The organism is Streptococcus caprae, assembly GCF_042649745.1.
GTDB classification, from domain to species: Bacteria; Bacillota; Bacilli; order Lactobacillales; family Streptococcaceae; genus Streptococcus; species Streptococcus caprae.
On sequence record NZ_JBHRZV010000051.1, the window covers coordinates 99,353 to 112,449 of the forward strand.

Genomic DNA, 13,097 nt, shown 5'->3' on the forward strand with positions numbered 1-13,097 from the left:
GAATTACATGACAACTATGAAAAAACGCCCAGAGGTCTTAGCACCTGCTGGAACTCTAGAAAAATTGAAAGTCGCTGTCGATTACGGTGCAGATGCCGTTTTCGTCGGAGGACAAGCCTATGGATTACGGAGCCGTGCCGGAAACTTTTCCATGGAAGAAATGCGAGAAGGCATCAATTACGCCCATGAACGGGGCTCCAAAGTCTATGTTGCTGCCAACATGGTTACTCATGAAGGGAATGAAATCGGTGCAGGAGCCTGGTTCCGTGAACTACGAGACATGGGTCTCGATGCCGTGATCGTCTCAGATCCCGCCCTGATTGAAATCTGTGCGACAGAAGCACCAGGTTTAGAAATCCACCTGTCTACCCAAGCCTCAGCAACCAACGTTGAAACCTTCCATTTCTGGAAAGAATATGGGTTGACTCGGGTCGTCTTAGCCCGTGAAGTTTCAATGGAAGAATTAGCTGAAATCCGTAGTCGGACGGACCTGGAAATTGAAGCCTTTGTTCATGGTGCCATGTGTATCTCCTATTCTGGGCGTTGTACCCTGTCCAACCACATGTCTGACCGTGATGCCAACCGTGGGGGCTGCTCTCAGTCCTGCCGTTGGAAATACGACCTCTATGACATGCCTTTTGGACGTGAGCGTCAGTCGATTCAGGGTCAGGTTCCTGAAGAATTCTCCATGTCAGCTGTTGACATGTCCATGATTGATCACATTCCTGACATGATCGAAAATGGAGTGGACAGCTTGAAAATCGAGGGACGGATGAAGTCCATTCACTACGTGTCCACTGTAGCCAATTGTTACAAGGCAGCAGTAGACGCCTACATGGAAAGTCCAGAAGCCTTTGAAGCGATCAAACAAGACTTGGTAGATGAGATGTGGAAGGTTGCCCAACGGGAACTCGCTACAGGGTTCTACTATGGAACACCAACAGAAAACGAGCAACTCTTCGGTGCCCGTCGCAAAATTCCCCAGTATAAGTTTGTCGGTGAAGTCGTGGCCTACAATCCAGACCATCAAACAGCTACCATTCGCCAGCGTAACGTTATCCTTGAAGGTGACCGTGTCGAATTTTACGGCCCAGGTTTCAGACACTTTGAAACCTTTATCGAGGATCTGCGTGATGCTGAAGGCAACAAAATTGACCGAGCTCCAAATCCAATGGAACTCTTGTCCATTAAAGTTCCCCAGGAAGTTAAGCCTGGTGATATGATCCGTGCCTGCAAGGAAGGCCTAGTCAACCTTTATCAAAAAGACGGAACCAGTAAGACCGTTCGAGCCTAATTCCTTCCAAAATCAAAACTATACGTCGTTAGGTTTTCTTGCCTCACTCTCTTATGTCTGCGTCAACCTGCCTTGTCTATTGAGATTTTGAGTGAGTATAAACCAATCCTCCCTGTTCAATCATGAGCAGGGAGTTTTTACATTGATCAAGATAAAAGAAAAAGAACCCGTTTTTCCTAGGGTTCTCAGACGTCTAAAGATGCCACCACCGAGAATCGAACTCGGAACGGAGCATTACCATTGCTCTATTATACCATTTAACTATAGCGGCTACCTTTATATAATACTATAGAACCAAAAAATCCGCAACCCCTAAAAGTGCAAGATTTTCTGAAAATGTGAGCTTAGCCACTCAAACCCTTGATATTATCCTATTTTTTCGCTATAATCGTCTTGTAGATTTTTAGAAATGGAGATTTTATGTCGGACCAAGAACAGTTCCTGTCGGACTTCGAGGCCTGGGTCGATAGCCAAATCATGATCAATGAGATGGCAATGGCAGAGGCGCGTAAGGTAGTCGAGGAAGACAAGGATGAACGTGCGGCGGACGCTTATATCCGCTATGAGAGCAAGCTCGATGCCTACCAATTTATCAAAGGCAAATTTGACAACTATAGAGCAGGCAAGGACTTCCATGCCCTTCCAGACGGACTCTTCGGCGAAAGACATTATTAAAAAGGACAAAAATCATGGCAAAAAAAACTGTTAACCGTAAAAAACAACTTCGCAAACAATTGGCAGACCTCCGTCGTGCCAGCAAGGACCTGGCTGACGTAGCCGTTCAAAAAGTCCAAGAAACGACTGAACAGGTTGCAGAAGCAGCAGGGCACGTCGTTGAAAGCGTGACAGAACGTGTTCACGAAACTGTTGAAAATTTGACTCATAAGACTGAAGAAACTAAGACCAAGGCTAAGAAAACAGCTGAAAAAGCTGAGAAATCAAGCAAACAAGCTGCTGAAAAAGCCAGTAAAACCTTTGAAGACTTTGCTGAAAAATTCGAAGGCGTGGCTTCAGCACGTTTGGAAACCTTCTATGAAGAAGGCATCAAGTCTGTCAAAGACTTCGCCAACTGGACTGAAAAAGAACTCCTTGAACTCAAAGGTATTGGTCCAGCAACCATTAAACAATTGAAAGAGCTTGGTGTTAAGCTCAAGAAATAAGACTCAACGAGGATAATATGGGAAAAAACAAGAAGAAAAAAGTTCTTACGTTTCCTACTAAACAATCATCATCTATGGAAGATGTTGACCAAAAGTTTTGGAAACTCATGAAAACCAAGATTGGTAAGAGACAGCTTCTTGTGGAACTTAAACAATTGCTGGCTCGAAATCCGGAACATCTGGGTGCACAATTTGAATTATTCCTTCGTACATCGGATGCATTAACGTCTGATGATATCGAACGCATGCAGGAGTTCACCAGTAAAGCTAAGAAACATTGGCTATCTGAAGGGACACCAGACTGGGGAGCCAGTATAGATAGTCAAGCTTTGCCGATTTTTTTGCATGCTATTGACTATTACCTTGCCATGGGTTTATATGGTTTAGCGAATGATTTGTGTGACTTTATCATTTCAAGGCCTGTTAATCAATTACATAGTCACTTTCTTTTCTTGTTATTCTCGACAAAAAATCTGGTTTTTGACTTTCACTTTATTGAGGAGCAATATTTTAGTGATGTTAAAAAGTTAAAGGTAGAAGATTTTGTTGCGATTCATTACTTGATTGCCTGTCTAGTTCATGGAGAATTTGCCAAAGCTAGAGCCGTTTTAGAACAAATTGTCACCGTCCATCCAGAAAGTCTTTTTATTTTTAAATTGGGAATTTGGCCTACGTTAGCAACAGAACTTGATCATTTAATAGAATTGCCGAGCGATAAACTGTTGTATCAGGCTATTGTGCCTTTACAAGAGTTTATTTTAGAACGTAAATTCATTGTAACTAAAACAAGCGAGTTTGCACATGAGATTGCTTCAAGAACACCGGGGACGTACGCTCATTTTATGCAATTTTATGAAATTCCTGAAATAAGTGTTTTACAAGAAAAACGTGCTAGAATCTTGTATGATGTGGGGATTCAAAACTTAGACGATTTTAAAAATTGGACAGTTGATGACTTATTGGCTATAGATGGCATTGGAAAAACAACTATTACCCATTTACAAAATCAGGGTATTACTTTTAAATCGTAGTTTAGTTGCCTTATCGTGTAAAATCTGCTATAATCAAGTCATTCAGAGGTGTTTTGAAGCCCATTTGTCACAGAAAGCGGTGTTGCTGAGAAATCCGCCCAAATGTCAAAACTGGTTGCTGATGGTTACAATTGCATACACAAAGTTGCGGGTGCAAACCCGAATTTGGGTGGTACCGCGGAAATCGAAAGAAATTCGTCCCTGTCTAGCATCATATGCTAGGCAGGTTTTTTGATACAGCCTATATAAAGGAGTGCGATTGATGGATTTAAATCAATTAGATATTATTGTGAAAAATGTTCCTCAAACCAGTGCAAGATTAGAAACATTGCTGGATCTGCCAGCAGACTATCAGGATGAGCATTTTGCCCAGTTCACGATTGGTAGCCACTGTTTGATGGTGTCGGATAAGGCCTTGATTCCGCTTGAGCAGTTCCAATCGGGGATCATTCTTCATGTCCAAATTGAGGATGTAGATGGGAAATACCAAGCCCTTCAAGCAGTTGGCGAGGCGATTCTCAATCCACCGACCAAAACAGACTGGGGAACGTATTCGCTCATGGTTCAAGGACCAGAGGGTATTGTCCTAGATTTCTATCAACTCCAGGAGGACTAACATGAGCAACAATAACAATACTGAAGAAAAAATCAGTCTGCCGAATCTTGAGACTGACCGACTTTACCTGCGAGAACGCACCGTTGCAGATGCAGAAGCAGTGTTCGAATATGCTAGCTTACCAGAGGTCTCCTGGCCAGCAGGTTTTCCACCTGTCAAAACAGTTGAAGATGAAGTATATTACTTAGAGCATGTTCTGCCGAAACGTAATGCAGACCATCATTTGCCATCTGGTTATGGGATTTGCTTCAAAGGGACAGACAAGGTTATTGGCTCTGTTGATTTTAACCTACGTCATGCTGATGATGTCCTAGAAATGGGCTATACTTTACATCCGGATTATTGGGGTCAAGGCATGATAACTGAGGCCGCTCAAGCCCTAATCGATCTGGGCTTTACCCAACTTGGTCTCCACAAAATTGAAATCGGCTGTTACGACTACAATGTTGGCAGTCGCCGCGTCGCAGAAAAACTCGGTTTCACCCTTGAAGCGACCATCCGTGATCGCAAGGACGCCCAAGGCAAGCGCTGTGCGGATTTGCGATATGGGTTATTAAAGAGTGAATGGGAGAAACACCATGGAAGTATTTGACATCAATAAATTGGTTTGGACACGCCAGCCAAAATCTTATCAGATTTCTGAAAAAGAAATCACCATTGAAACCCTGCCTCATACCGACCTTTGGCAGCGGACTTATTATCATTTTCGCAATGACAATGCGCCTGTCTTGCAGATGACGACCGACGAGCAGTATTTTTCCTTTGTTGTGAAAACGATCTTCGACAGTAAGCAGCGCTTTGACCAGTGTGGCGTGGTGGTCTATCTGGATAGCGACAACTGGATCAAGGGCTCTATTGAATATGAAAATGAGGATTTTCAGCATTTGGGCAGTGTCGTGACCAATCAAGGGTATTCCGATTGGGCAACGGTGGAAATTCCTGCGGAGACCAACAGCATGTGGTATCGCCTCAGTCGTCGTGGCCAGGATTTTCGGATTGAAAATTCGATTGACGGGGTGACTTTTAAGCAAATGCGGATTGCTCACTTGGCAAAAGCAACCGATGAGATTTCTTTTGGGATTTATGCTTGTAGCCCAGAGGATTCCTCTTTCAAGGCAACCTTTACCGATTTTGAACTGCTCGACTGTCAATGGCAGGCTCACGATGGGCAAGCGCCTGATGAGGAGATGGAGTAGGGACTGCGATGGTCATTTTATGGATAGTCAGAAAGTGAGGAAACATCATGATAGATAGACAATATACAAGTTTTGGAGATACTCAACTGTTTGAAGAGGCGATTGCCATTACGATGGACTTAAACAGTCGCTATCATGGGCCTGATGAGGTTCGCCGGTTGATGAGTCAACTGACAGGGAAGACAGTTCCAGACAGTCTGCGCGTCTTTCCGCCTTTCTATACGGACTTTGGTAAAAATATTACCTTTGGTGAAGATGTCTTTATCAATTCAGGCTGTCATTTTCAGGATCAGGGAGGCATTGCGATTGGTGCTGGTAGTCTCATTGGGCACAATGTCGTTTTGGCAACGGTCAATCATGCGCTAGAGCCTAGTCGCAATCGAAAGAACAGTTATGATTCTGTTGTGATTGGCAAGCATGTCTGGATTGGCTCAAATGCAACCGTCCTTCCAGGAGTGACCGTTGGCGACTGGGCAGTCATCGCGGCAGGTGCAGTTGTCACAAAGGATGTTCCACCTTATGCGGTGGTCGGCGGAGTCCCAGCCAAAGTTCTCAAAATGGTGGATCCAGAAAGTTAGGAAGTATATCAAGCGTCTGCTATTGAGGAGAGAGTGGAACTGTCAGCAACGAGGAGGATAAAGTATGTTGCATCACATTGAACTTTATGTGTCTGATTTGGCACGCAGCCGTGCCTTCTACGACTTTCTCCTCCCTCGCCTAGGCTATACCCTCTATCAGGAGTGGGCGAAGGTTTCTCTATGAAAATAGCAGAGCACTACATCGTTTTTGTTCAAACGCCAGCTGATTTCCTAGAAGCAGGCTATCACCGTTGCCGAACAGGGCTGAATCACCTAGCCTTCCACGGCGGTAGCCGTAAGCAGGTTGACCAACTCAGGCAGGATTTGATGACCAGAGGAGTCAAACTCCTCTACGATGACCGCTACCCCTACGCAGGAGGCCCAGAACATTACGCCCTTTACTTTGAAGATCCTGATGGAGTGAAGATTGAGGTGGTGGGGGAATGAAAGGAAAATGGTATGCTTACAGCTCATTCTTTAATTTCTTTGAATAATGCAGAGTTGCTAAATCCTTCTGAAATAAATTCTATATCAAAAGGTTATAATCCTCATCTATACATGATACTAGGTATTCCTAAGTGGTATATAAAAAGGGCTAACTTAATTGAAGGAAATTCAAAGATAGATATTGAACTGCAATCGGAAGATGGATTTAGTTATAAAAATACTTTAAAATTTATAGATAAGCGTGATCAAAAATTAAGAAATTTAAATTCTATCAAGATTACAAAAGATAATCGATTTTTGGTTATCAATGAAACTGAAAAGCATCAAGCAACTGATATTATGTGGAATTGTTGTATGGAGTTTATTCCGTCGTGTAAAATTTTATATATAGGAAAAGCTCATGGAAATAAAAATGATAGAACAGTAAAAGAAAGGTTAAGTTCTCATAGTACAGTTCAACAAATACTTTCAGATTCGAATGATTTAAAAATTAATTACGATATAAAAGTCTTAGTTTTTAGTATTATTGAATCTAAAGTAGCTACGACTTTAGGTGATGTATCAATATCAGGCTTATCAGTAGAAGATATTGCTGATTTTCCGAATGATAAAAATTTAATAAGTCTTGTTGAAGCAAAGCTAATCAACTACTTTAAACCTAGTTACAATAAAACTTTTACAAAAGGCCAAGTGCCTAAGCTACGGGACAAATCTTATAGTGAATATTTTACTAAACACTTTAATAGCATGATTATTGATTTTAGAAATCTGGGTGAAATTTTTTTCTATACTGATAATGTTAAGAGTTTTAATACTTTTTCTGATTGTATTGATTATACAATTAATGGTGATGCAAACACCTTTGAATTATTGATTAGGCCGTATTTTGAATAAATTATTATAAAGGAGACCACACATGTCAAACCAACTTTCCCCAAAATACAATCCAGCCGAGGTTGAGGCTGGTCGCTACGCCAAATGGCTTGAGGCTGATGTCTTCGCACCGTCAGGCGACAAGAAGGCCAAGCCCTATTCCATCGTGATTCCACCGCCAAACGTGACGGGTAGATTGCACCTTGGCCACGCTTGGGACACGACTTTGCAGGATATCATTATCCGCCAGAAACGCATGCAGGGCTTTGACACCCTCTGGTTGCCAGGGATGGACCACGCAGGAATTGCGACCCAGGCTAAGGTGGAGGAGCGCCTTCGTGAGCAGGGCATTACCCGTTACGACCTTGGTCGTGAGAAATTCCTAGACAAGGTCTGGGAGTGGAAGGAAGAGTACGCCGAGACCATTCGCCAGCAGTGGGGCAAGCTGGGCTTGTCTTTGGACTACCAGCGTGACCGTTTCACCCTCGACGAGGGCCTCTCCAAGGCTGTCCGCAAGGTCTTTGTCGAGCTCTACAAGAAGGGCTGGATTTATCGCGGTGAGTTCATCATCAACTGGGACCCAGCAGCTCGCACCGCTCTCTCTGACATCGAGGTCATCCACAAGGACGTGGAGGGCGCCTTCTACCACATGACTTATATGCTGGAAGATGGCTCGCGCGGGCTTCAGGTCGCGACCACGCGCCCTGAAACCATGTTGGGAGATGTGGCTGTCGCTGTCAATCCAGAAGACCCTCGCTACAAGGACCTAATCGGTAAAAATGTCATCCTACCCATCGTCAACAAGCTCATCCCAATCGTTGGTGACGAACATGCGGATCCAGAATTCGGAACAGGAGTGGTAAAAATCACACCAGCCCATGACCCGAATGACTTTGAGGTTGGTCAGCGCCACAACCTCCCACAGGTCAATGTCATGAATGACGATGGCACCATGAATGAGTTGGCTGGTGAATTTGCGGGCATGGACCGCTTTGAAGCACGTAAAGCAGTGGTTGCTAAGTTGGAAGAAATCGGTGCCCTTGTTGAAATCGAAAAACGTGTCCACTCTGTTGGCCACTCAGAGCGGACAGGTGTGGTGGTTGAACCGCGCTTGTCAACCCAGTGGTTTGTCAAGATGGACCAATTGGCCAAGAATGCCATTGCCAATCAATCGACCGATGACAAGGTAGAATTTTACCCACCACGGTTCAATGACACCTTCCTCCAATGGATGGAAAACGTTCACGACTGGGTGATCTCTCGTCAGCTCTGGTGGGGTCACCAGATCCCTGCCTGGTACAATGAAGCAGGCGAAATTTATGTTGGCGAGGAAGCGCCAGCAGGTGATGGCTGGAAACAGGACGAAGACGTCCTTGACACTTGGTTCAGCTCTGCCCTTTGGCCTTTCTCAACCATGGGTTGGCCTGATGAAGATGCGGAAGACTTCAAGCGCTACTTCCCAACCTCGACCTTGGTAACCGGTTACGACATCATCTTCTTCTGGGTGTCTCGCATGATTTTCCAATCGCTTGAATTTACTGGGCGTCAGCCATTCCAAAACGTCCTGATCCACGGTCTTATCCGTGACGAAGAAGGGCGCAAGATGTCTAAATCCCTTGGCAATGGGATCGACCCTATGGATGTCATCGACCAGTACGGTGCCGACGCCCTTCGTTGGTTCCTCTCCAACGGCTCTGCCCCAGGACAGGATGTCCGTTTCTCCTATGAAAAAATGGACGCTTCATGGAACTTCATCAACAAAATCTGGAACATTTCCCGCTATATCCTCATGAATAATGAGGGCTTGACGCTGGCTGATGCGACCGCAAATGTGGCGAAAGTGACGAGTGGTGAGGCTGGCAATGTGACGGATAAGTGGATTCTCCACAACCTCAATGAGACCATCGGCAAGGTGACGGAGAACTTTGACAAGTTTGAGTTTGGAGTGGCCGGTCACATCCTCTACAACTTCATTTGGGAAGAATTTGCCAACTGGTATGTGGAATTGACTAAGGAAGTTCTTTACAGCGACAACGAAGACGAGAAGGTCATCACTCGCTCTGTTCTCCTCTACACGCTGGATAAAATCCTTCGCCTCCTCCACCCAATCATGCCGTTTGTGACCGAGGAGATTTACGGCCAGTATGCGGTAGGTTCCATCGTGACAGCTGCCTATCCGACGGTTGATGCCTCTTTGGAAAATAGCAGAGCTGCGCAGGATGTGGAGATCCTCAAGGACTTGATCCGTGCCGTCCGCAACGCCCGTGCTGAGGTTAATGTGGCACCAAGCAAGCCCATCACCATCCTCATTAAGACCGCAGATAGCGAGCTGGAAAACTTCTTCAAGGCAAATGTCAACTACATCAACCGTTTCACAAATCCTGAGACACTAGAGATTAGCTCTGCCATTGCCACCCCAGACTTAGCCATGTCAGCCGTTATCACAGGGGCCGAAATCTTCCTGCCCCTCGCTGACCTGCTCAACGTCGCAGAAGAGCTGGAACGCCTCAACAAGGAACTAGCCAAATGGCAAAAAGAACTGGACATGGTCGGCAAGAAACTAGGCAACGAACGCTTCGTCGCTAACGCCAAACCAGAAGTCGTCGAAAAAGAAAAAGCCAAACAAACCGACTACCAAGCCAAATATGACGCGACCGTAGAGCGTATTAAAGAGATGGAGAGGTTGGGGGAGTAAGAATCTAGGAGATACTATGGGAAAAAATATTGATCTTCTATTTGTCGGAAGTTCCAATCATAGAATAACACTTCAAACGGAAAATGGTAAAAAATTTTATAGATTCAATAGCAATAATTCAGATTTTAACAGCTATTTGTTAAAAGATATTTTACAATTTGTTACTGTAATTCTGAGTAAACCATTTAAATTGGATGTTGAATTTATATTTAATGATATAACAATACAGGATAAATTAGTATATATTTATTTTGAGTGTTTATGCTATCATTTAATTTCAAAGGGATATAAGGTTCGGATTTATTTTGAAACCGCGGTGTCAATATCGACAGCTGGAATAAATCATTCACCAATACGATATCTAAATCCACCAAATGGGAAATATTCTATTGATGAATTTAAAAGATATTTCCTTAAAGACCTTGGTGTAAATCATTTTAGATTATGGGTAGGTGAGCAGATAAACCCGTCTATATTATCAAGTGATATAATTATGTTCTTAAAGCATACGCAATTATTCCCCAAGAGAATGTTATATTCAATAGCTAATACTATTTGTGAGTTAGTTGGAAATGCGATTGAGCATGGAGAAAGCGACTGTTTAATTGATATTGATATTGCTCCTAATTATTCTCATAGAAATAAGAAGAATTTGAGTTTTATGGGAGTGAATGTAGTTGTCTTAAACTTTTCGAATAAGAATATAGGAGATTTAGTTCGGCAAAAAGTTTTATCTGGGAATGATTATGGAGAAAAATATAGTAAACTACAACAAATTCGAAATAGACATAGTCAGTATTTTACGGATCAATACACTGAGGAAGTTTTTTGGATGTTAGCTTCTCTTCAAGATGAGATATCTGGTCGACTTGATACCTCAATCAGTGGCGGAAAAGGGAGTATGGAATTGATAAAATCCATTATTGATTATTCAGAAAATAGTTATTGCTATGTCATGAGTGGGTGCTTTACTTTATCTTTTGAAAAAGAGTTTCTGAAAAAGGATTTGAAAGGCTTCATACCATTCAATGATTCAACGTTTGAAACTGAACCTCCTAGATTAGAGCTCTGCTCTAAAAGTATGGTAAGTATACCGGGTGTAGGATATAATTTAAATTTTGTAATTCAGGAGGCAGAGTAAATATGGTTAAAGAAATAAAACTGAATTTTAAGAAGACATATATAAGTCTATCAGGAAATCCTTATGGTCAGCAGATATATACTGAGCAAGTAAAAAAAATCTCTGACACAGACGATAAAATTAGATTAGTTTTTCCTGAACAAATAGAGAATATCGCATCTTCATTTTTTCAGGGTCTATTCAAAGATGAATTAGAAAAAATAGGAAAAAATGCAGTTATAAAAAAATATGAACTGGTATTTGAAAATCAATTAATTCCTTATGGTACTAAGGAGGCATTAGATTGAAAGAAATATTAATATTATCTGCTACTGTCTCACAAAATTCTAATGACATTTCATTAGAAAATATTTTATCATTTCTAGCGATAGTTGTGTCAGTATGTTCATTTATAATTAATTTATATTTTGAGAATAAACGTTCTAAAAGGGAGGTTGCTACAAGAATATTTCAAGATATTTATTTTAAGTATATGCAATATACAATCCCAAGATCTGACAGTAATATTAGTTTTAATAGTACTTCTAGTAAATTAGAAGGAATAACAGAAATGACAATTATGTTGCATAATTTGAGAAAGAAATCAAATTCATATAAATTTACTGATAAAGAATTTCATAAAAAAGTAGTAAACTACATTATAGAATTAGAAAATTTTTATTCCGATTCTCTTAATACAGTGACTGATAGTGAAAGATATCAAAAATTTAAAATTGATTCTACAAAACAAATTGAAGGATTGTATAGAATATTAAACAAAAAGTTAGAGAAGGGAAAATAGAGAGAAATTTTCTTTTGTTTAAATTATTTCACTTATATAAATATAGAAAGAGGTGCTTACATGACAAATTCTGTAAGTTCTCCAGCCATGAAGAAGCACAACATTGCAGCCTTCTTCTCTGGTGTGGGGGGAATTGAGTTGGGTTTTGAACAGACCAACGAGTTCAGAGTGGTGTATGCCAATGAGTTTGATAAGTATGCGAGAATGACTTATCAGTTGAATTATCCAGATACTCATCTGGATGGGCGTGATATTCACGATGTTCCTGCCGATGAAATCGGCGAAAATATTGATGTGATTGTAGGTGGATTTCCTTGTCAGGCCTTTTCTATTGCAGGTTATCGCAGGGGATTTGAAGACGACCGTGGCGGTTTGTTTTTTGAATTGCTTAGAATGATTGAAGCTAAACGTCCCAAGGTTGTCTTTGTGGAAAACGTGAAAAACATGGTATCTCACGACCACGGCAACACCTTTAAGGTGATCCGTGAAGCCTTGACAGAGAACAACTACTTTATCAAGTGGAAGGTTTTAAATGGCAAGGATTACGGTAATATCCCGCAAAATCGGGAAAGAATCTATGTGATTGGCTTTGACAATAAAGAAGCCTATGACGCCTTTGAGTTTCCAGAGGAAATTAAACTGACAACCACCTTAACTGATGTTATTGATTTCGGGGCAGAACCAGAAGAAATCTACTATTATCGTGAAGGGAAACAGCCTTTTTACGAACTCCTCAAGCATGCCATAGACAGTCAAGATACAGTTTATCAATGGCGGAGACAGTATGTCCGTGAAAATAAAAACGGTGTAGTACCGACACTGACAGCAAATATGGGGACTGGTGGTCATAATGTGCCCTTGATATTGACCGATAAAGGTGACATTCGTAAGTTGATGCCTAAAGAGACCTTTAATGTCCAAGGTTATCCAAAGACTTTTAAAATTCCAGAGAATGTTTCCAATGGTCAACTGTATAAGCAGGCTGGCAACAGTGTGGTTGTCCCTGTTATCAAGAGAATTGCGGAAAACATAGCTGGTGCTATGGTGCAAGCGGGCCAATCTCAATTAGATAGAGATGGAAAATTTGCCATTATCTATACAAAAATGAACGGTCAATTTGAGGGTCAATCATATGTAAAAGATTTTGCTTCCAGTTATGAAGAAGCTGAAACAAAGATTAGTTCTTATAATGACGGTCTGGGCATTTTATCTGATGAAGACTACCTGCGTTTAGTAAAAAAAGGTGGGCACCTAGAATTTTATAGTATTAATTAACGAATAGATA

Annotated in this window: 14 protein-coding genes, 1 tRNA gene and 1 pseudogene; 15 read left to right on the forward strand and 1 reads right to left on the reverse strand. The window is 41.9% G+C overall.

Annotated features, from left to right (window positions below; genetic code table 11):
- The first annotated feature begins 7 nt into the window (after positions 1–7).
- On the forward strand, positions 8–1,294 hold the full coding sequence (locus tag ACFORF_RS09140) for a peptidase U32 family protein (RefSeq protein WP_380427534.1): 1,287 nt from the start codon (positions 8–10) through the stop codon (positions 1,292–1,294).
- A gap of 200 nt (positions 1,295–1,494) precedes the next feature.
- On the opposite strand, the gene ACFORF_RS09145 is transcribed toward ACFORF_RS09140, so the two are convergent.
- A tRNA-Thr gene (locus ACFORF_RS09145) sits at positions 1,495–1,565 on the reverse strand.
- A gap of 149 nt (positions 1,566–1,714) precedes the next feature.
- Between ACFORF_RS09145 and ACFORF_RS09150 the strand changes: the two genes are divergently transcribed.
- From ACFORF_RS09150 to dcm, 14 genes and pseudogenes are all read left to right on the forward strand, one after another.
- Complete coding sequence (locus ACFORF_RS09150; protein WP_380427536.1) at positions 1,715–1,969, forward strand: DUF1912 family protein; 255 nt, start codon at positions 1,715–1,717, stop codon at positions 1,967–1,969.
- A gap of 14 nt (positions 1,970–1,983) precedes the next feature.
- A complete protein-coding gene (locus ACFORF_RS09155; protein ID WP_380427538.1) occupies positions 1,984–2,454 on the forward strand; it encodes a helix-hairpin-helix domain-containing protein in 471 nt (156 codons plus the stop codon).
- A gap of 17 nt (positions 2,455–2,471) precedes the next feature.
- Complete coding sequence (locus ACFORF_RS09160) at positions 2,472–3,485, forward strand: hypothetical protein (RefSeq protein ID WP_380427540.1); 1,014 nt, start codon at positions 2,472–2,474, stop codon at positions 3,483–3,485.
- Positions 3,486–3,747: 262 nt separating this feature from the next.
- On the forward strand, positions 3,748–4,101 hold the full coding sequence (locus ACFORF_RS09165; protein WP_380427542.1) for a VOC family protein: 354 nt from the start codon (positions 3,748–3,750) through the stop codon (positions 4,099–4,101).
- Position 4,102: 1 nt separating this feature from the next.
- Positions 4,103–4,693 (forward strand): GNAT family N-acetyltransferase, encoded by a 591-nt coding sequence (locus tag ACFORF_RS09170; RefSeq protein ID WP_380427544.1) that lies wholly within the window; start codon positions 4,103–4,105, stop codon positions 4,691–4,693.
- The gene (locus ACFORF_RS09175) at positions 4,680–5,297 is read left to right on the forward strand and encodes a DUF1349 domain-containing protein (protein WP_380427546.1); all 618 of its coding nucleotides are present in this window, start codon (positions 4,680–4,682) and stop codon (positions 5,295–5,297) included. Before ACFORF_RS09170 ends, ACFORF_RS09175 begins: the two co-directional genes overlap by 14 nt.
- 47 nt (positions 5,298–5,344) lie before the next feature.
- A complete protein-coding gene (locus tag ACFORF_RS09180; RefSeq protein WP_380427548.1) occupies positions 5,345–5,875 on the forward strand; it encodes a DapH/DapD/GlmU-related protein in 531 nt (176 codons plus the stop codon).
- Between the two features lie 64 nt (positions 5,876–5,939).
- Positions 5,940–6,322: pseudogene (locus ACFORF_RS09185) on the forward strand (VOC family protein).
- Between the two features lie 12 nt (positions 6,323–6,334).
- Positions 6,335–7,216: a type I restriction endonuclease subunit S gene (locus tag ACFORF_RS09190; protein WP_380427550.1), complete on the forward strand. Its 882-nt coding sequence runs from the start codon at positions 6,335–6,337 to the stop codon at positions 7,214–7,216.
- Positions 7,217–7,238: 22 nt separating this feature from the next.
- The gene (locus ACFORF_RS09195; RefSeq protein WP_380427552.1) at positions 7,239–9,890 is read left to right on the forward strand and encodes a valine--tRNA ligase; all 2,652 of its coding nucleotides are present in this window, start codon (positions 7,239–7,241) and stop codon (positions 9,888–9,890) included.
- Positions 9,891–9,906: 16 nt separating this feature from the next.
- Positions 9,907–11,031: a hypothetical protein gene (locus ACFORF_RS09200; RefSeq protein ID WP_380427554.1), complete on the forward strand. Its 1,125-nt coding sequence runs from the start codon at positions 9,907–9,909 to the stop codon at positions 11,029–11,031.
- A gap of 2 nt (positions 11,032–11,033) precedes the next feature.
- The gene (locus ACFORF_RS09205) at positions 11,034–11,318 is read left to right on the forward strand and encodes a hypothetical protein (RefSeq protein WP_380427555.1); all 285 of its coding nucleotides are present in this window, start codon (positions 11,034–11,036) and stop codon (positions 11,316–11,318) included.
- Complete coding sequence (locus tag ACFORF_RS09210; RefSeq protein ID WP_380427557.1) at positions 11,315–11,812, forward strand: hypothetical protein; 498 nt, start codon at positions 11,315–11,317, stop codon at positions 11,810–11,812. Before ACFORF_RS09205 ends, ACFORF_RS09210 begins: the two co-directional genes overlap by 4 nt.
- A gap of 60 nt (positions 11,813–11,872) precedes the next feature.
- On the forward strand, positions 11,873–13,087 hold the full coding sequence (dcm, locus tag ACFORF_RS09215) for a DNA cytosine methyltransferase (protein ID WP_380427559.1): 1,215 nt from the start codon (positions 11,873–11,875) through the stop codon (positions 13,085–13,087).
- The last annotated feature ends 10 nt before the right edge of the window (positions 13,088–13,097 follow it).